Raw genomic sequence first — 24,287 nt, 5'->3', positions numbered from 1 at the left:
AATCCAATAACGGTCAATTGATGACTGTTAAAAACCTCACCGATAAATCTGCTGACCTTTATATTTATGGTGAGATTGTAGACAACACCGATTGGAAGTGGGACGAATCAGATGTTATGCCGGATGATGTCAAAGAGGTCCTTGAAAGTGTTGAAGGACTGGAAACATTGAATATATATGTGAATAGCCCAGGCGGTTCAGTTTTTGCAGGTTTGGGTATTTACAATATGTTAAAACGAAATAAAGCATATAAAACGGCATACATTGACGGAGTGGGAGCTTCAATGGCATCGGTTATTCCGTTTGCTGCCAATAAGGTATTTATGCCATCTAATTCATTTTTAATGATTCATAAGCCACTTACGATTGCGATTGGCAACGCTAGTGATTTTAGAAAACTTGCTGAAGACCTAGATACAATTGAATCTGGTCTAGTAGATATCTATAAAGCTAATTTGCAAGAAGGTGTGGATATCGAAACCATTAAACAGATGATGGAAGAAGAAACATGGCTGACTGGTGAAGAAGCAGCCAAATACTTCAACGTGGAGGTGATCGAATCTAAAAACATCGCAGCTTGTGCCAGCGATTTATTAAACAAATACAATAAAACACCACAGAAATTATTGGCGCAAGCGGGTGAAACGAAAGGAGGGCAACCACCAGAAATACCAAAACCTGAAGCAAATGAAGACGAATACGACAAAATTAAATTTCAAAACGAACTGGACCTATTAGAATTGTAAGGTCTATTTTTTATGTTTAAAAACAAGGAGGAAAACGAATTGAAGAATGTATTAAGTAATGCAATGTACAATCTACTAACTAATAAAAATGTTCTTTCTATAAAAATGGACGGATCAGCAGGCATGACAAAGCGGGAGCAAGAGCTACGTCAAAATGCATCTGATTTGAAAGATGCAGCACAAGCATTAATGGATGAAGGTAAACACGAAGAGGCAAAATCTAAACTTGAAGAAGCGAAAGCAGCAAAGAAAAGTCTAGACGATTTCCTTGCATTGCAAGCGGATTTTCAAGGTTTAGGGATTATCCCGGAACCGAATAACAATGGCGGTCAATTACCAGGTGAGCCACAAGAACCTAAGCAAAAATCAGAATATAAAGCTGTATTCTTCAAGGCTTTACGTGGACACAAATTAAACGAAGATGAAATGTCTACTCTTAGTGAATTTAAAGCAGCTCTTTCTGAGGGGACAGGTGAAGATGGGGGATATATTGTTCCTGAAGACATTACAACTACAATCAACGAATTGAAAAACACAGTTGATAACCTTGAACAATATGTAACAGTTGAACCCGTTAAGACAAATAAAGGTGCTCGTACACTTGAACGCCGTGCGGATTCTACACCGTTTGCTCCGTTATCTGAATACGGTGATCCGAATGCAATGGCTGAAATTAATTCTCCGAAATTTGACCGATTAGAATATGCGATTGAAGATTATGCGGGATTCTTACCTGTTCCAAATGATTTACTTGCTGACACTGACCAAGCTCTAGAGTCGTATTTACGGAAATGGTTAGCTAAGAAATCAAAAGCAACACGTAACAGCTTAATTCTTGCAGTATTAAACGCACTAACTAAAAAGACATTTGCTGATTATAAAGGAATTAAAACTGCAATTAACGTGGACTTGGATCCAGCACATGCACAGGTTGCAAAAATCTTTACTAACCAAGATGGTTTCAACTACCTTGATCAACTGGAAGATAATAACGGAAAACCACTTCTTCAAGAAGATCCACAAGACCCAACACGTAAATTGTTATCTGGTCGTCAAATTGTAGTTCTTTCCAATAAAACGATTGCTACTGTTGTGGATGTTACTGCAGGTACTTCAATGGCACCATTTATTGTTGGGGATTTAAAAGAGGCTATCGTTCTTTGGGACCGTCAACAAATGTCTGTTGAAATGACGAAAGTTGGCGGGAACTCATGGAGAACAAATACTACTGAATTTCGTGCAATCGAACGTGAGGATGTTGGTGATTGGGATCCAGAAGCTGTTGTTTACGGTCAAATCGATATTACGCCAGAAGCTTAATAAAAAAATAATTCGAAATGAGGGATTTTCAAATGAAAGCAAAAGTAATTAAAGCGTTTAAAGATAAGGAAAATGATAAAAAGAGATATGCTGCAAATAAAGAATTTGAAGCAAATGAAGCACGTGTAAAGGAGTTACAACGTTTAGGTTATTTAGGTGAAGTGGTTGAGGAAAAGCAACCGGAAGGAGATCCCAGGTTAGCTGGTAATGTTGAAGAAACAAAAAATGCTGTTGAAGGTTTAGATCAAGAAACATTGAATGCTTTACTAGCTGAGGAAATGGAAAACAAAAATCGAAAAGGTGTTACGGAATACATCGAGGAGCTTTTAGCTGCGTTTGATGAACCACCAGAGGGCGAATAATATCGCTCTCTTTTACTTTTAAAGAGGTGAAGTTATGGCACTCACTACTGAAGAATTAGAAAGCTTAAAAAGGTATCTCCGAGTTGATGAAATAGACGATGCTGATTTAGAACAGTTTTATAACAGGGCAAAAGTCTACATTAAAAATGAAGTGGGGCCCATTGATGAAACAAACGGGGACATGAAAGAACAATATGACCAAGCTTGCGCTTTACTTGTACAACATTGGAATGATAACCGAGAAGTATCTAGAATTGGTAATAACTCATATGAGATTCCACATTCATTTGATAGCATTGCCCGGCAATTAAGATACTGTTATCCAGCAGGTGATATGACATGAAGCCGATCAATCCAGGAGAACTAAAACAACGATTGACATTCCAACAACCTGCAGGCGGTCAAAATGAAAACGGATTTCCAATTAATGAACCTATTTTCTATTGTAACGCCTGGGCAAAGCTGAAAACGTTAAAAGGTAATTCATTTTATGCTGCAGCAAGTGAGAACTTGGAGCATAATCGTGAGTTTACGATTCGCTATCAACAAAAACTTGATGATGGCGTTAGACCTGAAAAACTAGAATTGGTTTGGAAAGGTAAAACTCATCAAATTGAATCTATTGAAAACGATGATGGTCTGAATACTACCATGACTGTCTATGCAAGGGCGGTTAATTAAATGCTTGAATTTGAAGGCATTGACGATTTGATTCGAGAGGTTGAATTGTTGGAAACTGTTTCTGCAAGAACTCGTAACAGGGCACTAAAAAGAGCAGGAGATGTATTGCGAGAACGCATGAAGCAGGAAGTATATCAACACGGTTTGCATGAAAAAAGCGGTGAGGCACAAGAGTCCATTATACGAACTGACCCTAAAAAGGGTGTGGTATACGTTGGTACTGAGGGCGGCGTAAAACAACCAGGTTTCTACTTATATATGCATGAATTTGGCTATTACAACGTACGAGCAGGTCGATTTATACCTCCTAAGCCCTTTGCTTCCGTCGCTTTTGAAATGACGAAGGGAGAAATACTAGATATTTATGTTGAGGAACTACGAAAGGAGATGGGAATGTGAGTCAAAATAAACTTATTATGGACACATTAAGTCCTTTAAATGTTCCTGTATCTCCTATGACTAGCGATAATTCAGCAGATGAATATATCATTTTTACGGAGTATAATGAGTCGTCCATGTTGAATGCTAATGATGATGAAGTTTCAACGAGGGATTTTGTTCAGGTAGATGTATTCTCAAATGGTGATTTTACGAATCTCGTAAAACAAGTTAAACAAGCTATGAAGCAAGCAGGTTTTGGACGTATATTTCAATCGGAGTCATACGAAAAAGACATGCAGAAATACAGGAAGATAATTCGATTTAGTTATGCAACCGACATTCAGTAGGTTGCTATTTTAATTTGAGGAGGAAAACAAAATTGGAAAAAATTTTAGAACAAGCGCTACTTTCACTACGTACAAATAAAAATGTACTTTCAGTAAGTATGGCTATAAAAGGTCTAAGCGATCTACATTACGCGGTAATCGATTCAGAAGATAAAACATCTACCACCTACGGTGAAGTAAAGCCACTTGGTCCAGCAATGGCATTAAACTTAGCACCAGCTGTCAACCGAGGCAATTTACGAGCAGATGACGGGGTATTATTTTCTGACTCAGCAAAGGGTCCAACTGCAGTTACTTTAAATACAGCGTATCTTGAAAAAGAAGTAGAAGCTGACGTTTTAGGAAAAGAAATTGATGCTAATGGCGGTATCACAGACAGCGGAGACGATGATGCCCCGTATATCGCTATCGGAGGACGTGCTCTAAGTGCTCGTGGTGGATATGAGTACTTTTGGATCCATCGAGTCAAACTTGCGCCAGCCGAAGAAAATAAACAAACGCAACAAGAAACGCCAACTTACCAAACACCTAACTTATCTGGTGAGTCAATTCCACGCCTTCATGACAAATCAGAAAAATATAAAATGTGGGATCAAGACCCTACAATTACAGAAACAGCCATTTTTGATGAATGGTTTAACGAAGTTATCGATAAAAACTGGGCTCCTACGGTGTAATGTATGAATATTGAATTGTATATTGAAGGCGAAAAGAAAACATTTACCGTACCATTTGTACCGATGTTGGCAAAACGGAAGTATTTAGAAATACAGGCAGACATCGAGAAACGAGAGGAAACACCAACTGCCCAAGAGATACTTGAAGAAGATGATGCCATGTATTCTATCTTGCCAGACATCATCTTCGAAGGGAAATTCACTTTAGATCAATTATACAAAGGCGTAAGTAGCGAGTATGCAAAGGAAAAGTTAGCTGAAGCAGTGTACGGAATTAAACCGAAAAAAAGTAAAGAGAAAAAAGAGGAAGATGAGGGAAACCAAACAGGGGAGTGACAGCCGAAGAGCTGTACACTTCCCTTAAACGTTTATACAAAAAACTAATGTTTCCTGAACCTACACCCTTAGCAAACGGTCAAGTGGTAAAAGGCAGAGAGTGGACGATGGCTGAAATTGATCAGTTAGATGTCCACTTTTTTTATGAATTATTAGGTGAAGATAGTGAATCTGAACGTGATCAGTACCTCAGTGACATATGGTAGGGAGGTGGATAAATGGCTACCAAAGAAGTCGGTACACTACGGACAAAGCTTTCCTGGGAAGATGATAATACCACCAGGTCACTTCAAGGCTTCAAACGTGACTTGAAAGGCTTACGTACTGAAATGAACGTTGCTAAGTCACAAGGTAAGGAATACACAAATAGTCTTAAAGGTTTACGTGAACAATCTGACATTTTGTCACGAAAGTTTAAAACGCAAAAGCAAGAAGTAAAAGAGCTTGCGAAACGATACGAACTTTCTAAGAAAGCAAACGGTGAGAATGCAAAAGCTACAAAAAATTTAGCAGATAACTACAATAATGCACGAGCTCAAATGAATCGAACTGAAACTCAATTACAAAAAGTCACGGATAACATAAACGAACAAATAAACCCGTGGAAGAAGTTAGGCGATAACGCCAAAAGCGCAGGTGACAAGATGACGACTGCCGGTCAAAACATGATGGGGTTTGGTCGTACTGCTACTACACACGTTACCTTGCCTTTGTTAGCAACAGGTGGCGCAGCCTTTAAGGCAGCTATGGATTTTGAAACGGCTTTTACTGGTGTTGAAAAGACCGTTGATGGAACGGACCAACAATTACAAGATTTACGCACTAGTATCCGTGATATGGCTAAGGAGATACCTGCATCTACTACAGAGATTGCAGCAGTAGCTGAAGCAGCAGGACAGTTAGGTATTAAAACAGAAGCTATTGAAGGATTCACTCGTACTATGGTTGATTTGGGTGTAGCTACAAACTTAACAAGTGATCAAGCAGCAACAACATTTGCAAGATTTGCTAACATTGTAGGTATGAGCCAGGATGACTTTGATAAGTTAGGATCCACTGTTGTTGATTTAGGTAATAACTTAGCCACAACTGAATCAGAAATTACGGAAATGGCATTAAGGCTTGCAGGTGCTGGTGAACAAATCGGTTTATCTGAATCACAAATTCTAGCATTTTCCGGGGCACTTAGTTCGGTTGGAATAAATGCAGAAGCTGGGGGATCTAGTTTTAGCCGTGTAATGGTTGATATGGCTAATTCTGTTGCTAATACCGATGAGAAATTAAAAGGATTCGCAAAAGTAGCAGGTGTTTCTTCTAAAGAGTTTGCAAAAGCATTCGAGCAAGATGCTTCAAAAGCCCTCATGATGTTTATTTCAGGGCTAGGCAAAATGTCTAAAGAGGGCGGTAACACGTTTGGTGTTCTTGAAGATTTAGGTTTTTCCGAAATCCGGGTACGTGATGCCTTGTTACGTGCTTCGAACGCGAGTGGCGTGTTTACCGATGCGCTTAACATCGGTTCTAAAGCTTGGGAGGAAAACACTGCTTTAACTGAAGAAGCTGAGAAACGTTACGCTACAACTGAATCGCAATTAAAGATCATGTGGAATCGTATCAAGGATGTAGGTATTACACTAGGCGAAGCATTGGTACCTGCAGTAATGGATGCCATCGATGCGGCTGAACCATTAATTGAAAAGATTGAGTCAGGAGCACAAGCATTTTCAGATATGACTGAAGAAGAACAGCAAACCGTACTAAAAATGATTGCACTTGCAGCGGCTGTCGGACCAGCAAGTATGGTGCTAGGTGGTTTGACTACTACAGTCGGTGGAGTGTCAAAAGGAATCGGTGGTTTAACTGGGCTGCTAGGGAAAAAAGGTGGTTCCGGATTACTTGGCAAAATCGGTTTAATGGGTTTGAGAGGTGGTCCATTTGGTTTAGCTATTGCGGGTGTAGGTGCTTTGGGATTAGGGATATACAATCTCACAAAGGACACCGAAAGAAGCTTAGAGGAAACTCTCAAAATGATTGATACTCGTAAAAAAGAAATCGATTCTACTGATAAGTTGATTTCGAGTTATGAAAAATTACGGGATAAAAACAAGTTATCTACTGATGAAGTATTGCGATATATGGATATCATGGATGAGTTAAAGAATGCAAAAAGTGAAGATACAATTAAATCATTAACTGATGAACAGCAGAAACTGCTTAAAAAATCGGGCTTAACCAATGATGAAATGGAAGATTTTTTAGGGTTAAATGATAAGATTATTGACAAATCTCCGAATACAGTTGATGCAATATCTGATCAAGGGAATGCTTATGCTGGTGTAGTTGATGAGTTAAAGAAACTGAATGATGCGGAAAGAAAACGTTTGACAGGCGAAACACAAAACGCCTTATCTAGTGAAATAATAAATCAACGAGACCGATTAGCTGAACAAAAGCAACTTCAGGAAGATCTAAAAGGTTTAGAACAAACTCGGGATGAAAAACTTCAGAAATTGATAGAAGATCAGGAAGCCTTGACGGGGTTAAGTGGTCATGATTATCGCATAGCTAAGAAGTTGTTAGATGCAGACCGAGAAGCTTATGATAATCTTTTAGAACGAATAGAAGAAAAGAAAACATCTATCGAGCAAAACGAAAAGGAACTAGGCCATTTCGAAGAGTTAAAAGACGATTACGCTCAAATGGTTCTATATGAACAAGGGATAGTTGCTGAAAAAGGTAAAGCTGTAGAAAAGCTGAAAGAAGAACAAGATGAAATTGATACTGCCAGGGAAAAATTAGAAAAGCAACATAAGGCAGGGGAATTAACTACAGCGGAATATGAAAAACAAAAAGGGAAGTTAGATGAGCAACAAACAAAAATCGATGTCGCAACATCAAAATTAGAGAAAATGAACGATGTTGCTGGAATGACAATTTTCAAAGATCTTGAAATAAACCCAAATCCAACGGTTTCAGGGTTAGAAGACAAATTAACATCGCCGATTGCTAGAAGGTTACTCATTAATCCTGACCCAAGTATTAGTAGAATAGATGCAGATTTATCAAATCCAATTAGTAAAACATTAAGTATCCACCGAATGGTATCGGGCAGTCCAGGTTATGCAGACGGAACTGACTTCCATCCAGGTGGTGATTTTATAGCAGGTGAAGAAGGATGGGAACTTGGTCGAAAGGGTAACAGATGGGAAATCCTTAACTTTGGTATGTACAACCGCCCATCCGGGTACGAAGTTTTCCCACATGATGAATCGAAAAGAATATTAAGTGCATTGAATCGTTTACCAGGATATGCAGAAGGTGCAAGAGCCCCTGGTGAAGCTTATAGAATTGTCAGTCAGTTAAGTAATCAACCTCAGGAAACAGGTGTTGTTGCTGGATTGTTAAGGGAACTAATTGGAGCTGTTCGCGAAGGAAAAATAATTCAAGTTGATGGCAGAAATCTAGCAACAATTCAAGAACCACATATTACTAAAATTCAGGAATTTAATCACGGAAGGAGGAAGACCTTTGCCACATAAATCACTAACCTTTAATGGAATTCGAAAAAACTGGTTATATTTGTTAAGTGGGCGAAGTAAATCTCCTTTCGCTCCTATTAATAATAATTTGTTGCACGTTCCTGGAATGCCAGGGGCACACATTATTTCTAGTGATACAGATGTACTTTATATTAATCAACCTATTGGATTCGTTGTTAAAGATGATGATCATGCTCAACAAATCCTAGACGAATTAAAAAGATGGTTGATTACTGATGAACCAGTAGAATTACAATTTGATGATGACCCAGGGCGAATTTATTATGCTAAAGTCCAAGGTAGTATGAATGATTTTGAGAAGTTTGTTGATCAACGAAAAGGTACGATTCAATTTTTGTGTGCGGATCCGTATAATTATGGCCAAGAAATACCATACACTTTCCCAACTAACGGTGTTCTAGACATCGAAAATATCGGTACCGCAGAAGCCAATTCAATAATTACATTAGAAGTACTGGCACCTATTACCTTTGCCATGATTCAGAATCAGAACAACGAATACATTCTAATTGGAAAACCAGTTGATGTTGTAACAGGCAGCACGTTCAGAAAGTACGAGCGTATTTTATATTCAGATGCAACTAGTTTGAATGGGTGGACAGATGCTTTAAGTGGTGAAATAGATGGTACAGTTGCAGGCACTATGGAAACGAATGGAACACGATTTCAAGCAGCAAATTACGGAACGGGTTCATCTTGGCACGGACCAGCTAAAAAACATTCATTACCGGAAGTGTTAACTGATTTCCGATTGGAAGCCTTTATCGCAATGTTTAATGCCGGGGCGACTCAAGTTGGCCGTCTTGAATTGTATCTATTAGATGTAAACGGAAATCAAGTGGCAAAAGTAGCAACGAAAGACACAAGAGCTGGACGAGCTTTAGGTTGGGGTGAGGCTAGAGCTGGCAATGTGGATGATAATCATTATCTTATAAACGAACCAGGCGACATTGACGGTAACTGGAACAATTTCAACGGAATTTTACGAATTGAACGAGAAGGTACTAAATGGCGTGTTTACTTTGCCATGGTTGATACTTCAACAGGAATACACCATACAAGACGTGCATCTGAATGGAGAGATGCAGAAGGTTTATATTCTTTAAACGTTGCTCAAGTGGTTGTTCACATGGGGCAATTCGGTACAAATCAACCTATCGCTGGTGGTATTTATTCCTTGAGTGTATTTAAGATAAATCAACAACCCGGTGCCATACCTTATATAGCCGAGCCAGAAGACATATTAACGATCGACACTAAAAAAGAGGAAGTATTGCGTAATGGTGAAGATATAACAGATCAAGTGGATTTTGGCACTGACTTTTTTAAATTGCAACCAGGACCTAACCAATTAGTTTCTTTACCTAGTGATCAATTTAATTCGAGTTTACGCTATCGTCCGCCTTACAAGTAGGAGGTGAACTAGATGTCGAAACCAAAAATTATTATTACGAACAAATCAGATAATGTACTTACACGAATCCCTTTTGGTCAGTTTTGGAATGATTGGCACGAAAAATCGTTAAAGGATTATCTGGAAACATTTGACTTCACCACATTCGCCGATAAAAAGTATTCAAGGTATTTGGAAGGGCGTAACAAAGTCATCATTCCAGATGAAGACGGGAAATATATTGAATTCATTATTACACGTCCAATCGATTACAGGGATCCAAATGGTGTACTATTAACTGATGTTAATTCTTCAGCATCCTATATTGATTTAATTAAAGCAAAAGTAATAAGTCCTCAAACGCTGAATGGTCAGACTGTATCACAAGCGGCTGGCACGGCTTTATCAGGCACTAAATGGGAACCAGGTACGATTATTTACAATGGTGTACGAACCATTCAAGTTGAAGAACATACCAATCCGTTTTCCTTGCTAAAGAAAATTGCAAGTGAGTTTGATCTAGAATTACATTTCCGCGTAGAGGTTGATGGAAATAAAGTTGTCAGAAGATATGTTGATTTATTAGAACGAGTTGGTACTTGGAGAGGTCGACATGTGACGTTTGGGAAAGATTTACTAGGTATAAAACGTATTCAAGATACAGATAACATCGTCACCGCATTAGTTGGACTTGGTCCTGTTAGAGAAGATGGAACTAGATTAGAAGTGTTTGTTGAAGATAAAGATGCACTTGCTCGCTGGGGTGAAGATGGTAATCATCTAGTAGATAAATACGAGCCTACCATTACGGACGAAGAAATAACCGAAGAAAGATTACGAGAGTTAACACAAAATGAATTAGATAAACGCGTTAAAGCTATTATGGAATATGAGAGCGACATCGCTGATCTTGAACACGTACCAGGTATGGAAAACAAGAAAATTCGATTTGGTGACACGATTAAAATTAAAGAGACGAAATTTAACCCGCCCCTTTATTTAGAAGCTAGAGTGCATAACCAAGGTAGATCATTAAGTGACAAGTCACAGAAACGTGTAATTCTTGGCGATTACATCGAGTACACCGAAGATGAAGTCAAAGCGATCTGGAAATCACTGCAGAAACAAGTTAGGAATAAAGTAAGCCTGAATGAATTGCAGACATATGCTGAGCCTAAAAAAATAATTTCCACCGTTGCACCTAATGATACTGATGTAACATGGGTGGATACAACACAAACACCATACGTAGCGAAAGTTAACAACGCTAATACCTGGGTGAAAATGACTCCGACTATAGCGAGCGAGGTTGGCACGTATGACTCAGATACAATAGACTCACAAAACCAAGCGATTTATGATGATTCTACTTACTATACAGATCAAGTAAGCAAAAATGCATCCAGGTTAACAGAAGGTGTTATTGATGTTGGAGCTATACCTTTACGAACCGCTGAAAGTGGTGCGCGCATTGAATGGGATGGTGTAAACGGTTTTGTTCAATATGATGCAGAAGGTACACCGGTTAACTGGATGGATCTACTTGGAAACTTTCACGCTGAAAATGGTTATTTTAGTGGGGATATTGAAGCAGCAACTATTTTAGGATCACGATTTGAAAGTTCGATTGAATCAGAGAGACCCATTGATGGTAATACGATACGTAAAGACTTTTCCGACATGTGGATAGAAGATAGTGAAATGAATCTATCTATGCGTTCTGATTTCTTTACGGACTATGCATATGATTATTCATCAAGCCTAACAGCTAAATATGCCGTAAATGGTATTTATTTAGACTACTCACTCGAAGGCAATAAGCAATATGAATTATCGCTTGCTGCAAACGGTCTAAAGTATCTAGGTATCAAGGGTTCATTTGGATTCACTCCATTAGGTTCTGATACTTATCAGGTCTATGGTGGTAAATCGATGCTAAAATTTCATTCTGCTATTGATGAAATTCAAGTAAGAAATACCGATGATACAGCATATACCAACTTTAAAGCGAAAAATATTGCCTCGAATGGTGGAGAGATCCGTATTGATGGTGGGGCAAAAATGGTTGGTGAAGATGTCATTGTTCGAAATGTATACAGTAAATACAATACTTCAAATCGCATGGTTGCTGATCATGCAAACGGCAATGTGTCTGTAAATGCGGTTGGAGGTAAATTGTATCTTGGCTTATATAATACTACCGAAATAGTAGTGGATAAACGTATTGCACTATCTGGAAATGCAGCCATTGATTCGAGTGGGGGTAGTTCAAGGTGGCTACAGAGCAATGATAACTATATCATGCAGAATTCTCTAGGGAATATCTTTTTCTATATTGGCGGAACCCAAAGACATGCATTCTTCGGTGATGGTACAAAGTCCGGTGGATCGATTGAGATTGATAACAAAGTACTGGGTATGTCTCCAATAGATAGTCCCCAGGTACTTCTATCAACAATGATTGCTGGTATTAACTTAATTGCAACTATCGAAAAAGAAATATTAATGGATACAAACTTTGCAAAAGCAATTACGAAATATGCAGTATTTCCGAATCAACCTGTCAAGATACGTAAAGAGAAAGATAGATTCTTTGTTACAAGTGAATCTGATTGCACATGTGACTTTATGATATTTGGTGAACGTATCGGCTATGAAAATACGTACTGGATGGATATGGGTAATTAAGGAGGTGAGACATTGTGAAACAAATTAAATATGATGCAAAAGAGGTACAGAATATACTAGCAAATGATATCGCAGGTTTAAAAATTCAACTAGCCAACGAGGTGGCAGCTAAAAATGCGATTGTAAGATATGCTGAGGAATTGGAGCAGAAGCTAGCTAAATATGAAGGTGATAAAGACGCTGAATAAAGGATAATCCTCATTTTTGTCGAAATAAGTAGACGGAAGGAAGCTATAATTATGGAAAAGTATCAATCTATTTATACTTCTAAATTAGATGGTTCAAAACTTGGACCAGCTCTAAATGACATGGTTAAACATGTTAAGGAGAAGGGGAAACATAAGTATGTAGAGATACATCAGGTAATCCCAAGTGGAACTGTCGAGTATACTATTATCCTAAATATTTATGACGATTAGTTAAAAAGAGCCGTATTTGGGCTCTTTTTCATTATAAGGGAGGTGTAAATCATGCAGGTTGAATGCCATTCAGATATGAAATCTATTGGGAATGTACTAGAAATAAACAAAGTGAATTCTAAGAAATCAAACGCCAAGTAAGGCGTTATTTTTATTCCGATATTTCAATAAAATATTCATATCAAAAATCCCCCTATGTTAAAATATTAAAATGGAGGGGATATAATGAAATTGATGCAAAATTGTAGCATATGTTCACGAGACGGAGTAAATAATTTTAATTATATTGAACTTGAGATTAATGAATCTGGTGTGTATGAATTAATATGTAGCAGAGGGCACACCACGACAGTTTTGTCACATGACGAAAAGTTTGAAATTTTATTTGACATTGGTGCACTAGCTTTAATGGATGGGAATTTGATTCAATCTGTAGCTAGTATTTCAGCTAGTGTAGAACGTTTCCATGAATTCTGTATTAGAACTTTTCTGCAAAAAAGAGGAGTAGATATTACAGTTGTTGATAGAATGTGGAAACAAGTAAAAAATATGTCTGAACGTCAATTAGGGGCTTTCTACTTTTCATATATAAATGAATTTAATCGAAACCCACCAATTATAGATAATAAGCAAATATCTTTTAGAAATAATGTTATACACAAGGGATATATACCAAAGTATAGAGAAGTGTACGACTACACAAAAGAAATGTTCGATTATATCCAGGACTTATTACAGCAAATAAAAGGTGACGAGTATTTTAAAAGTTACATGGAGGTTGCACTGGAAAGAGAAAAGGTTCGATGTAAAGATGTTAAGGTTGAAAATGAGTTTATCGGTGTACGCTTTGCAAGAATGGCAACTTTGACGGATTTAGCTCGAGGTAAGCAAAACTTTGATGAAAAATTTAAATTTATGAAAAAAGAAATTACTTTAACTAAATCAATGTAAAAAAGCCATTCCATTTTTAGGAGTGGTTTTTTTCTGATGAATTTAAGTCGCAAATGTAGGGGGGGTCTGAAATGACTGACAACAAGGAAGTGGAGGACATGAAGGAATTCATGACTATACTTATGGAGGTTAAGGTCTCGCTTGCAGATCAAAACGGAAAGCTTGATAGTTTGCTTGATATGAAGCCAAAAGTAGATCAGGCTTATGACACGGCAAATAGCGCTGATAGACGGTCACTTGAAAATGAAAAGGATATTGATCGAATTCAGGAAAAGGTCAGTACTAAAGCTAGCAAAGAAGATGTACAACGTATTATTGCAGAAAAAGATAATTGGAAAAAAACTTTACCAAGTTGGACGGCAGTCGTAATTTCGATTGTCGTCTTTTTATATACCATTTTTACAACTATTAATTAGGAGGTTATTTACATGTTTAAAAGTAAACAAAATAAGCGTTTAGAACAACGTGTAACTGAATTGGAAAGGAAAGTTGATGTACCTAGACGCAACCTTCAGGTATTACTAGATGGTAAAAAAGTCGGAAAAGTTGTAGCAAGTAATATTGAACGTAATAAACAACGAAAGGAGTGTTTTCAATAATGGGTAAAGCAGAGAAATTACGTGAAATCACAGAAGAGTGGTCAACAGGTTCTATACTTATGGCTATTAATGAAGAAATTCAAGCCACCCAATCGGTAGAAGAGCGACTTGAATTACTCATATTCAAATGTGAGATATTAGAATTTTCATCTCACGGAAAGGTTTTTAAAGTGGGATAGTATCATCCCCTAAATTGGTTTCTTCTGTTTCTTAGGAACTCTTGTTGTTCTGTGAATTCTTCTACGAAATCAGTAGAAAGTAAACGTCTTTCAAAACCATTAAATAAGTCTGTTAGAGCAGACTCTAATTTTTCATCTTTGATACCGTGTTTTTCCAAAACTTGACGAACGGTATCACTAAATTTAATACGTAACATTATATTTACCTCCCTTCCAACTACCAATATTCGACAGGAAGGGAGAAAATTCCTACAAGGAGGAAGAAAGTATGAAAATCAACTGGAAAGTACGACTAAAAAATAAAACATTTTGGTTAACAATTATCCCTGCTTTGCTATTAGTGGCGCAAATCGTAGCAGGGTGGTTTGGTATTGACTTTGCAACAGAAGTATTTAAACAGGAAGCTATTAATTTTATTAATGCGGTGTTTGCGGTTTTAGTTATTTTAGGTGTGGTTAATGACCCAACTGTAGCAGGAACTAGTGATAGCAAACAGGCTAGGACCTATCATAAGCCGAGAAAGGATGTTGCGTAATGGTTAAAATCATTAAACGTTTTATACCAGAATCACAGATTAGACAACGACCAGGCTTTTATATGAATCCACAGTTTATTACAATTCATAATACTGCTAACGATTCAAAAGGCGCGGATGCGGAAATGCATTCGCGTTATTTATTGAATGGTGCAAGTGGTAGGTATACATCATGGCACTTCACAGTAGATGATGAAGTGATATATCAACATTTACCAATTGATGAAGCTGGTTGGCATGCAGGTGATGGTGAGAACGGACCAGGTAATCGTAAATCGATTGGAATTGAAATATGTGAAAATGCAAACGGTGATTTTCAAAAGGCAGTTGCTAATGCTCAATGGCTTGTTCGCAAATTAATGAAAGAGCATAGCATTTGTATTGATAATGTTGTACCGCATAAACATTGGAGCGGTAAGAATTGCCCGCATTTATTATTGAATGTGTGGAGTACGTTTATTGATGGGATTAAAGAAGACGAGCAGCAGGTTGTCGATCGCAACGAACAAGTGAAATCACACGAAATTGAAAACGATGATGACGATCTAATAATCGATGGCAAATGGGGACCGAAAACTACAAGAAAGGCACAAAAGCACTTTGGTACAAAAGTAGATGGTGAAATAAGTGGACAACCTGTAAACTTCAGTACAAAGAACATTCCATCTGTAGAGTTTGGTGAAGGCGGTAGTGATCTAATCGAAGCTATGCAGATATGGGCGAAAACGCCAGTTGATAGAATCCTTACTGATCCATCTAGGCTTATTGAATATATGCAAGAGCGATGGAAAATGCTAATAGTTGACAAGCGAGTGAGCTTTCCTAGTGAAGTTGTAAAAGAATTTCAAAGGCGATTGAATGAAGGTAATTTGTAAGCAAAAAGCCCTTCTCGTTTGAGAGGGGTAAAATAATTCTTTACGGAACGTTTGTTCCTGTTATATAATAAAAGAAATAAAAAGTAGTAAAAAAGAAGGATTTTCCACATTTTGTCTAGAATATTGACAAAAAAAGGGGGAATTTCTTATGGTAAGAAAATATATACGGTTTAATTATTTTGAGGTTAATCTAGTGCCGGCGGAATATGTAATTAGGCAGGATTTAAATGAAGAAGATGAAGGGGAGTTTCAAGCTAATGTTTGGGATATGTCAGTTTTTCTTGATCATTTAATGATTCATAAGGATGACTTTGAAACAACTGTTGATATAGGAACGGAATACTCAGAAGTTGAGAAAGATTCCTATCAATACGACCAAAGAAGAGATCTATACAGTTTTCAGTTATCTAAACTAAGAGAGACAAATATACCGTCTAAGAAGAGGTTCGGACAAATAAAAGAGGATATTTTATTAGAACAAGATGAATATATAGGGGAATTCAACAGTATTATTTTTGATAATAGGTATAAAGCACTTATTATGCAATCTAACTTATATGGTTTGTCTGTAGCGCAAACCGAACATGTTCTTACACAACTAAGATTTAAATATATGGATGAAATAGGTAGAACTGAAAACGTACCACTAGTCGTAAAACTAACTCCAATCATAGATAGTTCAAAAGTTCAAAGAGTAATTAATTCTGATTATTATAAAAAAATTAGAGTTAAAGGTTCCGACTTTATGTTAGATGCTGCTCTAAATGATGGAAGTTTATTAACTGATGCAGGTCGATTATTGCATCAAAGCAGTGGACTTAATATAGACATCACAATATCATTGGGAAGAACAGAAAGGACTTCCTCTTTAGATCAAGAATATATTCAGCAAGCATTACAACAATTTGAACAAATGGGTGAAACTAAACCTAAAATGGAAGTAACCGCATTGTATAATGAGGAAGCAGATGTCGAAACAATAAACTTAATTGAACCACGAATGACTATACGAGTATCTGTTGATGTTCCGCCAAGACAAACCGTAGGGCACGAATACCTCTATCAAACGTTTGTGGAAGCATTTGATAATCAAAGAACAGATCTCAGAAGGGTACTGGTTCGTTAAAAGCGAATAGTTTGAGGAGGCTGAATATGGAAAAATTTCTAGATAAACTTGAGGTTATTTGGGAAAAGTATTCCTTGATAATTTGCATAGTCCTTGGATTGGTAACAGCTTCTTTTTATTATTTTTATTTAATTGACGGTATAAGAAATACAGTTAGCAATGTAATCACTTTTTCATCAATAGTAATTGGGGTTAACGGGGTGTTTTTGACACTGTTAATCACCTTACAGGAAAGTCCTGCGTTTGCACGTCTTAAACATGTAATGCCTTCTTTTCAATCAAGATTATATATAAGCCTTAGGAAGTTAATACATCATGGGTTGATAGTAGTAACTATATCCATAATAATAACGTTATTACCCCCTTCTCCTGGAAGAATTTACTCTGCTATTGGAGTAGGAATCTGGTTTTATTTTTTCTGGTCAATGACTATTGGTTCATTTTATTCAGTTAAACTTGTTACTGATATAATTGTGAAAAATTTCGATATTCCATCTCGAAAAATGCAAAAGTAATAAGTTATGTCTCTAGTTACAAAAGCCTCAATTAAGAGGCTTTTTTATTTTGTAGACAACAACTTCCCCAGACAACTCCGCACTCAACTCATCACATTCCTTCTTACTAGGAGTATCATCATAAGCACTCCGCCACCTTACTGTCATTCCTGCATCCGTGCATTCTCCATAGTAATCATCCTCCAAATGCTGCATATCCTTCAATGTACCAAATCCTGCAATATGATTTTCTAATTTTTTCTCCATAAGAAATCCCCTCCTAAACCTATAATCGAAATGAGAAGGGTTTTTGGTGTCATAAAATAAGAAAAAATTTCTAACAAAATAACCGCATACGTGTTCGTGTTTTATGATATAATAAGAACAATTGTTCTGAAAAGGTGGTCTTATGATGAAAGGATTACTTATACGTTCGATTGATAATAAAGAAAAAATTGAAATGATTTACCTTGCTGCAGATAATCATATTTCGCAACGGATTATTCGTGTACTCAAAATAAATGGGGGTATGGTCTTGGCTTACTGTTATCAGAAAAAGAAAGTACGCACCTTTAAATTAGATAATATCTTGTCCGTTGGATCAATTAGAAAGCGAATGGGGGCATAGAGATGAAACCAAACAAATTGACTCCTGGTCTTAATTTAATGTGGGAATCAACTAGGATGATGTTGCCAGAGCATAAGCAGCGGATCCGTGAACATCAAAAAGAATTGCTCAAAAAGACAAAACCGATCCTGGATGAACAGCAGAAATTAGACATTGGTTTTAAATTACAATGCGCACTGCATAATGATCTGACTGTTGAGGTTAAACATTTTGATAATGGTGATTATTTAACTGCGAAGGGTAAATTGGTGAAGATAGATACAAGCAAAATAAAACTTAATGATGGTAAAGAAATAAAATTAGATAATGTGTTAGATGTGTATATAGATTAACCCCTCATACGAGGGGCTTTTTTATTTTGATGTTCTTTCGTACAGATCATCTACTTTGCAGTTTAGGAGGTCGGCTAGTTTAAAACAATTAACCAATGACGGTATGCTAACATCATTAATCCATCTTGATAATACTACATGGCTAACTCCTATTTGTTTAGCCACCCATACTTTTTTATATCCTCTAATTTCAATCCAATAACCGATACGACTTTTCATATCATCACCTATATAATCATTTCCACATTTATGATATAAAAACCTTTATATAATTAGTTTAAATTTATTTATATTTTTAGGTATACATTTTAAAAAACTGACTATACTATTACTACAAGCGAATATACAAATGAATAGTCGCAAGCACATGCATTTTAAAAATTCGTCCGTTCCATCATTCATTTCATTCATTCCTTCTTTTTATGAAATAATTTTTCTTACTTGTCTTTGTCTATCAAACTATTGATCTAACAACAACCGTATATTCGTTTTACTAAATATAAACCGAATAGAGGTGCGAACATGGATTTATTGATCGGCGGTGGCTTGGCTAGTTTTATTATTTACGCTGCTGCAAAGTGGAACAAAAATGACAAAGAAAAAATTCAACACACATTCAGGAATATTAATTACAAAGTCGGAGATCATGAACCAAAATTATTTAAAACTCACAAAACTAAAACATCCACCTTATATACGTATCATGTTCCATATGGATTAGTTGACGACCCGAGGCTAGAGGTTCTGGAGAAGGTATTGAACAGGCCAGTTAAAATATCCTTTACGAATACTAAGCTTCATATCAACGTATACAACCAAAAGTTAAATAAGAGCTATCCTTATGCTTTATTTAAATTAAAAGGTAATTGGTCTATTCCGGTTGGAATGTCACAAGAAGGGGTTATTTATCATGATTTCGATACAATTCCACATATGATTGTTGCTGGTTCAACAACATGGGGCAAAACGGTGTTTATGAGAATGATGATGACACATCTAATTGAAAATAATCCTAATGGTGTAGAGTTTTATATTTTAGATTTAAAAGGTGGTTTAGCTTTTCATCGTTATAGAAATTTAAAACAAGTCAAAATTATGGCCGGGAATTATAAAGAATCTTACCAGGCTCTTTCTATGGTTAAAAAAGACATTGAAAAGGATATGGATTATTTAAAATCCATTGATGCGGAAAATGCAAAAGAAGGAAACATACCAACAAGAAAAATAATCATTATTGATGAGGCGGGAGAATTGGCTCCTAGTCCTACAATGTCAGATGATGACAAAGAATATGTAAAAGGCTGCCAAAGAATTATGAGTTATGTAGCAAGAGTTGCTGGGCAAATCGGTTATAAAATGATATTTGGAACGCAATACCCTACTGCAGAGATATTAAATAATCAAATTAAAGCAAATGCGGTTGCAAGGGTATCGTTTAGACTCACAACATCTGTGCAATCAGGAGTTGCTATCGACCAACCAGGAGCAGAGAAGTTGGAGTATCCAGGAAGAGCAATATATAAAACAGTGGATGAATATTTAGTGCAGACCCCTTTTATAAGTAAAGAGGAAATTAAAGAAAGGTTAGGTGATTATTTTGTTAGCACAACAGCAAAAGAAAAACCTGAGACACGAACAGATCATGTTATCTTTGGATAATCTGACTTATGCCACAAGAGAACAGCTTCAGATAATTAATAATCTAGGTGGAGATCGTAACGCTCAAAGAATTCTGCAATGCATGGAAAAGGAGAAGTTAATTAATGCTGCACGTTATGAAAAGAAGATATATTATTTGTCAAATCGGGGAAAGCAAAGGATTGGTTCAAAGCAAGGTGATCTTAAAAAGTCCTGGATCACTCATACACTAATGCGGAATGATTTATATATAAAATTAGGAATGCCTAAAGAGTGGTATAAGGAGAGACCGGTCACTTGGGGAGATAATAAACTAATTCCAGATGCAACCTTTAAAAAACGTGGTGAATTTCACTTTGTGGAAATTGATAACCAACAAACAATGAAAACCAACATTGAAAAGATAGCTAAATATAGAGAGTTATCCAACGTGATATTTAAACAGTTCAACCACACACCTATATTGATTTGGCACTCTTTATCAGAATTTCGTAAAAATAAATTAAGAGAAGCTTGTAAAAAAGCAGGTGTGAAGCATGTTATTTATTAGTATCTTCACATTGTATATGGCACATGAATCTTTTTGCCTTGTGCAAGCGTATAGAAATATGAAACGGCAACATAAAAAGAATAGAGAGTTAATTGAATTGTTGGACCAGGGTATTACATGGCAAGAGATATTAAGTATAGATAAAGTTGATAAAGTGTATGTGCCACCTTCTTTGATTTGCAAGGATTATAGGAAGGAATATTTAAAATCAATAGAGGAATGACGATAAACAATGTAGAATTAGATACAGAAAAGGGGGACTTTAGTTTGAAAAAGATATTACTTATTGTTGCACTAATATTACTAGCTGCTTGTTCTGATAAAGAAGCTACCAATGACAAATCAGAAGATACAGAGACAGAAGCTGTTAAAAATGAAACCACTGAAAAAGAAGATAAAAGTGAGGATAAACAAAAGGACGATCAAGTATTAACCAAAATCGGTGAATCTACAACTGATCAAACGGGCATTGTGACATTAGAAAAGATAAAAACAATAGACGAAAACATTAAAGAAGATCCTATAAAAGTTGAATTCCTTGATGTTAAAGTTTTAAGCCGAGATGATATGACTCAAGAATTTACTCAGTACGTCAGTCAATTTTCCCCTATAAGTGGCAAGGATGGGTTAAAAACTATCCAAGTGAGGTACAATTTGAAAAATACAAGTGGTCACGATATTTATTGGAATGGATTAACCCACGTTATCACGGACCAAAACGAACAGTTTAATGTCACTGAAGTCGATTTCGTGAGAAACGTAAACGTTTATGAACCGATATTCGCTGATGTTGAATTGGAGTATGTACAAAGCTTTGTTATAAAGAATCCCGATATCACGGATGTTAGGTTTGTATTTGATAAGGGCGTTGATTATGACACTTCAGATGAAGTGTTTGGGGAGTTTGAATATAAACTTTCATTTGAATAAAGAAAAAAAGAAGGGGCGTAAAATCACCCCTTCTTTTTTTGTGGTAACATTTGTGGTAACAATCTATTAAAAATATACACTTATTGCAAAATACCATAGTATGCTTGAACACTTGATATTATGCCGTTTGACTTATTAATAAATCTAAAAAATATCCAGACGGAGAAGGTGGGATTCGAACTCATATATTACTTAGTACTTTCATAACCCACGAAGGAAGGCAAGAAGGAACACGAGATATTTGCGGTATTACACATAAAGCACCCATATGCATTGATCCTGCCAGTGGCATGTATTATTTTCCCACAACCTCACCGACAAGCTCTAAATGCTCATGGATTGCACATTCCCATATTGAAACTATTCATAACGCCGCCAATCAATGCACAGAAGTACTATTTAAAAATGGAAAAAGAATTACACTGGAAATTTCGTTTGGTTCAATGTTAAATCAAGTACAGCGGACGGCACAATTTCGCTACCTACTAGATAATCGTATTAAGTATCTGCAGAAGCATACTGTGGATATGGTGGCAGAGCCTTATGCATAAGTTCCTGAACAATTGCTTCTACTTTTTTTCTGATCGCAGGATTAAAATAATTTCGTTTTTCTTCACGGCCTTGGCAAAGGAAAAGAAAAGAAGAAAAGGAATCATTTTTGTGTAATGTAACGACTTTTAGATTTCTTTTCTGCATATCCTGACGTAGCTTCTTACGTTCGTTTGTTGCTTCAAAAGCCATTTTTTCCAAAAGTTCCATGTATGGTTCCTTAATTTTAAAAGAACCTTTTTGGATATGCTGAATGTCTTGTTGAATAACTACCATTGCCATCGAAAGAAATAAGAAGCGTGAACCTAATTTTAATTCTTCATCACTAAGATAGCGCAAGAAAACCCCTCCAATAGAACACATGTTCTTTTGACTATTATATGATAAAATGAGTAAAAAATATACTACTAAAGTATGGAAATTGTAAACAATGAGAAGAAAGAGGCTATATATACCGAATTTTACTATCAAAATTTAATTGTTTACATTAAAATGAAAATAGTTAAACTAATAAATATGGTAAATTATGACGCTGTTACATGTGTGAGGGGAAATAACTAAATGTATGTATTCAACATCTTAGCAAATTGGAAGATAATGATAGAGCAAGACAGATTAGATGATTATATTCAGCATTTACTGAATGATTATGAAAAATTAGGTCCACTGCCAGGCGTTTTGCTGCCATTTTTAGAAGCGTTTTTACCATTCTTGCCGTTGGTTGTGTTTGTATTTGCCAATTCGGCAGCATATGGTTTGTTGGAAGGGTTTCTATTATCGTGGCTTGGGTCAAGTTTCGGTGCGATCATCGTTTTTATGATAATCCGAAAGCTCGGAGATAAACGGATATTTAAGATTATTCGTAAGAACAAACAGGTACATAAAGTAACAGATTGGCTTGAAAGGCATGGATTTGGACCATTGTTTTTATTAATGTGTTTTCCATTCTCGCCATCATCGGTGATTAATGTTGTGGCAGGATTATCAAAAATTAGTATCCAGCAATTTGCATTAGCTGTTATATTAGGAAAATCGGTTATGATTTTTACAATGGCTTACGTCGGTGCAAGTATTGCTTCATTTGCTGAAAATCCTATTCGGACAATAATTGTAGCTGTTTGCATTACACTATTTTGGATAATCGGTAAATTTATTGAGAAAAAATTACAACAAAAATCAAAGTTGAGTGATACTTCTGAAGAAAATCAGGATTAAGACGAACTTAAACGGGGTATGCTGAAGATAGAATTAAACCCTGGAGGAAAATCCTGATGAAAAAAATTAATTATCGTAAACTTATATCTGTTGTTTTATTTGCTGTGGTGCTAGCAATTGTTTTTCGAACCGTGTTATTTGCTAGTTATGTGGTGGATGGAAAGTCAATGGAGCCAACACTTTACGATGGAAATTTACTCATGGTAAATAAAGTTATTTATGATTTAAAAAATGTTGATCATTTCGATGTAATTGTATTTCATGCTAATAAAAGAGAAGATTATGTGAAACGGGTAATTGGATTACCTGGAGATGAAATAAAGTATAAAGATGATAAGCTTTATATAAATGGGGAATACGTTAAAGAGGAATTTCTCGATCCATTTAAAAAAGCAAGCAAGGCATCACCGCTAACAGATGATTTTACACTAAAAGGTGTAACCGGATCGGCGAAAGTACCTGAAGGAAAATTATTTGTAATGGGTGATAATCGGGAAAATAGTTTAGATAGTCGATCATTTGGTTTTATATCAGTTGATCAACTTGTTGGAAAAGTAGACATAAAATATTGGCCAATTACCCAAGCGCAGTTAAGCTTTGGTAATTGAGTATAATCAGTATAATAAAGCTTCTATCTTTGATAAAATAGATAGAAGCTTTGTTTTGTTTTATTAAGATTATTTAGTTTGTTGCTATTACCCTGCAGTCCGTATACACTCCGCTTTCCTGGGGGGGCTAGAGAACCTCTCATCCCCCAGGAGTCTACATGTATACGGGCT

36 protein-coding genes are annotated in these 24,287 nt (G+C 36.3%); 32 read left to right on the top strand and 4 right to left on the bottom strand.

The window, feature by feature from the left end:
- The first annotated feature begins 20 nt into the window (after positions 1–20).
- The 19 genes from CS937_RS04550 (at position 21) to CS937_RS04470 (ending at position 14,636) form a co-directional block, all read left to right on the top strand.
- Entirely contained in the window at positions 21–746 is a 726-nt protein-coding gene (locus CS937_RS04550; RefSeq protein WP_099157786.1) for a head maturation protease, ClpP-related, read from the top strand.
- A 123-nt stretch (positions 747–869) separates the two neighbouring features.
- Entirely contained in the window at positions 870–2,066 is a 1,197-nt protein-coding gene (locus CS937_RS04545) for a phage major capsid protein (RefSeq protein ID WP_099157785.1), read from the top strand.
- 32 nt (positions 2,067–2,098) lie between these two features.
- Positions 2,099–2,428 (top strand): hypothetical protein, encoded by a 330-nt coding sequence (locus CS937_RS04540; protein WP_099157275.1) that lies wholly within the window; start codon positions 2,099–2,101, stop codon positions 2,426–2,428.
- Positions 2,429–2,462: 34 nt separating this feature from the next.
- Complete coding sequence (locus CS937_RS04535) at positions 2,463–2,771, top strand: head-tail connector protein (RefSeq protein ID WP_099157274.1); 309 nt, start codon at positions 2,463–2,465, stop codon at positions 2,769–2,771.
- Complete coding sequence (locus CS937_RS04530; protein WP_245835691.1) at positions 2,768–3,109, top strand: phage head closure protein; 342 nt, start codon at positions 2,768–2,770, stop codon at positions 3,107–3,109. The genes CS937_RS04535 and CS937_RS04530 overlap by 4 nt, the downstream gene beginning before the upstream one ends.
- Complete coding sequence (locus CS937_RS04525; protein ID WP_099157273.1) at positions 3,110–3,508, top strand: HK97-gp10 family putative phage morphogenesis protein; 399 nt, start codon at positions 3,110–3,112, stop codon at positions 3,506–3,508.
- Complete coding sequence (locus tag CS937_RS04520; RefSeq protein ID WP_099157272.1) at positions 3,505–3,837, top strand: hypothetical protein; 333 nt, start codon at positions 3,505–3,507, stop codon at positions 3,835–3,837. The genes CS937_RS04525 and CS937_RS04520 overlap by 4 nt, the downstream gene beginning before the upstream one ends.
- 32 nt (positions 3,838–3,869) lie before the next feature.
- A complete protein-coding gene (locus CS937_RS04515; RefSeq protein WP_099157271.1) occupies positions 3,870–4,514 on the top strand; it encodes a major tail protein in 645 nt (214 codons plus the stop codon).
- 3 nt (positions 4,515–4,517) lie between these two features.
- A complete protein-coding gene (gene gpG, locus CS937_RS04510; RefSeq protein ID WP_099157270.1) occupies positions 4,518–4,850 on the top strand; it encodes a phage tail assembly chaperone G in 333 nt (110 codons plus the stop codon).
- The gene (locus CS937_RS04505; RefSeq protein WP_099157269.1) at positions 4,847–5,056 is read left to right on the top strand and encodes a hypothetical protein; all 210 of its coding nucleotides are present in this window, start codon (positions 4,847–4,849) and stop codon (positions 5,054–5,056) included. The genes gpG and CS937_RS04505 overlap by 4 nt, the downstream gene beginning before the upstream one ends.
- 12 nt (positions 5,057–5,068) lie before the next feature.
- Entirely contained in the window at positions 5,069–8,386 is a 3,318-nt protein-coding gene (locus CS937_RS04500) for a phage tail tape measure protein (RefSeq protein ID WP_099157268.1), read from the top strand.
- A complete protein-coding gene (locus CS937_RS04495; RefSeq protein WP_176555750.1) occupies positions 8,376–9,821 on the top strand; it encodes a distal tail protein Dit in 1,446 nt (481 codons plus the stop codon). The genes CS937_RS04500 and CS937_RS04495 overlap by 11 nt, the downstream gene beginning before the upstream one ends.
- Positions 9,822–9,833: 12 nt before the next feature.
- Positions 9,834–12,488, top strand: coding sequence for a phage tail spike protein (locus CS937_RS04490; RefSeq protein ID WP_099157266.1), 2,655 nt, complete (start codon positions 9,834–9,836; stop codon positions 12,486–12,488).
- 14 nt (positions 12,489–12,502) lie between these two features.
- Positions 12,503–12,676: a hypothetical protein gene (locus tag CS937_RS19360; RefSeq protein ID WP_176555749.1), complete on the top strand. Its 174-nt coding sequence runs from the start codon at positions 12,503–12,505 to the stop codon at positions 12,674–12,676.
- A gap of 51 nt (positions 12,677–12,727) precedes the next feature.
- A complete protein-coding gene (locus tag CS937_RS04485; protein ID WP_099157265.1) occupies positions 12,728–12,907 on the top strand; it encodes a hypothetical protein in 180 nt (59 codons plus the stop codon).
- A gap of 225 nt (positions 12,908–13,132) precedes the next feature.
- Positions 13,133–13,858 (top strand): hypothetical protein, encoded by a 726-nt coding sequence (locus tag CS937_RS04480; RefSeq protein WP_099157264.1) that lies wholly within the window; start codon positions 13,133–13,135, stop codon positions 13,856–13,858.
- 71 nt (positions 13,859–13,929) lie between these two features.
- Complete coding sequence (locus tag CS937_RS04475; RefSeq protein ID WP_099157263.1) at positions 13,930–14,274, top strand: hypothetical protein; 345 nt, start codon at positions 13,930–13,932, stop codon at positions 14,272–14,274.
- A gap of 12 nt (positions 14,275–14,286) precedes the next feature.
- Entirely contained in the window at positions 14,287–14,457 is a 171-nt protein-coding gene (locus CS937_RS19355) for a hypothetical protein (protein ID WP_176555748.1), read from the top strand.
- Positions 14,457–14,636: a hypothetical protein gene (locus CS937_RS04470; protein WP_099157262.1), complete on the top strand. Its 180-nt coding sequence runs from the start codon at positions 14,457–14,459 to the stop codon at positions 14,634–14,636. Before CS937_RS19355 ends, CS937_RS04470 begins: the two co-directional genes overlap by 1 nt.
- A 2-nt stretch (positions 14,637–14,638) precedes the next feature.
- On the opposite strand, the gene CS937_RS04465 is transcribed toward CS937_RS04470, so the two are convergent.
- The gene (locus CS937_RS04465; protein WP_099157261.1) at positions 14,639–14,833 is read right to left on the bottom strand and encodes a hypothetical protein; all 195 of its coding nucleotides are present in this window, start codon (positions 14,831–14,833) and stop codon (positions 14,639–14,641) included.
- A gap of 71 nt (positions 14,834–14,904) precedes the next feature.
- Here CS937_RS04465 and CS937_RS04460 point away from each other — a divergent pair, with 71 nt between their 5' ends.
- The 4 genes from CS937_RS04460 (at position 14,905) to CS937_RS04445 (ending at position 17,687) form a co-directional block, all read left to right on the top strand.
- Entirely contained in the window at positions 14,905–15,171 is a 267-nt protein-coding gene (locus CS937_RS04460) for a phage holin (protein ID WP_099157260.1), read from the top strand.
- Positions 15,171–16,046 (top strand): peptidoglycan recognition protein family protein, encoded by an 876-nt coding sequence (locus tag CS937_RS19790; RefSeq protein WP_099157259.1) that lies wholly within the window; start codon positions 15,171–15,173, stop codon positions 16,044–16,046. Before CS937_RS04460 ends, CS937_RS19790 begins: the two co-directional genes overlap by 1 nt.
- A 148-nt stretch (positions 16,047–16,194) precedes the next feature.
- Positions 16,195–17,172: a DUF6731 family protein gene (locus tag CS937_RS04450; protein WP_099157258.1), complete on the top strand. Its 978-nt coding sequence runs from the start codon at positions 16,195–16,197 to the stop codon at positions 17,170–17,172.
- 26 nt (positions 17,173–17,198) lie between these two features.
- The gene (locus tag CS937_RS04445) at positions 17,199–17,687 is read left to right on the top strand and encodes a hypothetical protein (protein WP_099157257.1); all 489 of its coding nucleotides are present in this window, start codon (positions 17,199–17,201) and stop codon (positions 17,685–17,687) included.
- Between the two features lie 27 nt (positions 17,688–17,714).
- On the opposite strand, the gene CS937_RS04440 is transcribed toward CS937_RS04445, so the two are convergent.
- Complete coding sequence (locus CS937_RS04440; protein ID WP_099157256.1) at positions 17,715–17,933, bottom strand: hypothetical protein; 219 nt, start codon at positions 17,931–17,933, stop codon at positions 17,715–17,717.
- A 145-nt stretch (positions 17,934–18,078) separates the two neighbouring features.
- Here CS937_RS04440 and CS937_RS04435 point away from each other — a divergent pair, with 145 nt between their 5' ends.
- Positions 18,079–18,294: a hypothetical protein gene (locus CS937_RS04435; RefSeq protein WP_099157255.1), complete on the top strand. Its 216-nt coding sequence runs from the start codon at positions 18,079–18,081 to the stop codon at positions 18,292–18,294.
- Positions 18,295–18,296: 2 nt separating this feature from the next.
- Entirely contained in the window at positions 18,297–18,626 is a 330-nt protein-coding gene (locus tag CS937_RS04430; protein WP_099157254.1) for a YolD-like family protein, read from the top strand.
- Positions 18,627–18,647: 21 nt separating this feature from the next.
- Here the strand turns inward: CS937_RS04430 and CS937_RS04425 are convergent, their stop codons facing one another.
- On the bottom strand, positions 18,648–18,845 hold the full coding sequence (locus CS937_RS04425) for a helix-turn-helix transcriptional regulator (RefSeq protein ID WP_099157253.1): 198 nt from the start codon (positions 18,843–18,845) through the stop codon (positions 18,648–18,650).
- A gap of 303 nt (positions 18,846–19,148) precedes the next feature.
- Between CS937_RS04425 and CS937_RS04420 the strand changes: the two genes are divergently transcribed.
- From CS937_RS04420 to CS937_RS04400, 5 genes are all read left to right on the top strand, one after another.
- Positions 19,149–20,285, top strand: coding sequence for an FtsK/SpoIIIE domain-containing protein (locus CS937_RS04420; protein ID WP_099157252.1), 1,137 nt, complete (start codon positions 19,149–19,151; stop codon positions 20,283–20,285).
- The gene (locus tag CS937_RS04415; RefSeq protein WP_245835690.1) at positions 20,215–20,814 is read left to right on the top strand and encodes a replication-relaxation family protein; all 600 of its coding nucleotides are present in this window, start codon (positions 20,215–20,217) and stop codon (positions 20,812–20,814) included. Before CS937_RS04420 ends, CS937_RS04415 begins: the two co-directional genes overlap by 71 nt.
- On the top strand, positions 20,801–21,037 hold the full coding sequence (locus CS937_RS04410; RefSeq protein ID WP_099157250.1) for a hypothetical protein: 237 nt from the start codon (positions 20,801–20,803) through the stop codon (positions 21,035–21,037). Before CS937_RS04415 ends, CS937_RS04410 begins: the two co-directional genes overlap by 14 nt.
- A 44-nt stretch (positions 21,038–21,081) precedes the next feature.
- Positions 21,082–21,744 (top strand): hypothetical protein, encoded by a 663-nt coding sequence (locus tag CS937_RS04405; protein ID WP_099157249.1) that lies wholly within the window; start codon positions 21,082–21,084, stop codon positions 21,742–21,744.
- Between the two features lie 134 nt (positions 21,745–21,878).
- On the top strand, positions 21,879–22,295 hold the full coding sequence (locus CS937_RS04400) for a competence protein ComK (protein WP_099157248.1): 417 nt from the start codon (positions 21,879–21,881) through the stop codon (positions 22,293–22,295).
- On the opposite strand, the gene CS937_RS04395 is transcribed toward CS937_RS04400, so the two are convergent.
- A complete protein-coding gene (locus CS937_RS04395) occupies positions 22,243–22,632 on the bottom strand; it encodes a YhjD family protein (protein WP_099157247.1) in 390 nt (129 codons plus the stop codon). The genes CS937_RS04400 and CS937_RS04395 overlap by 53 nt on opposite strands.
- 222 nt (positions 22,633–22,854) lie before the next feature.
- Here CS937_RS04395 and CS937_RS04390 point away from each other — a divergent pair, with 222 nt between their 5' ends.
- Together CS937_RS04390 and lepB are read left to right on the top strand one after the other, a co-directional pair.
- Positions 22,855–23,508 (top strand): TVP38/TMEM64 family protein, encoded by a 654-nt coding sequence (locus tag CS937_RS04390; protein WP_099157246.1) that lies wholly within the window; start codon positions 22,855–22,857, stop codon positions 23,506–23,508.
- Positions 23,509–23,564: 56 nt separating this feature from the next.
- Positions 23,565–24,116, top strand: coding sequence for a signal peptidase I (gene lepB / locus CS937_RS04385; RefSeq protein ID WP_099157245.1), 552 nt, complete (start codon positions 23,565–23,567; stop codon positions 24,114–24,116).
- Positions 24,117–24,287: the final 171 nt, after the last annotated feature.

Source organism: Virgibacillus ndiopensis (assembly GCF_900187325.1).
GTDB lineage: Bacteria > Bacillota > Bacilli > Bacillales > Amphibacillaceae > Virgibacillus_E > Virgibacillus_E ndiopensis.
This window is presented reverse-complemented; position numbering and strand designations above follow the sequence as displayed.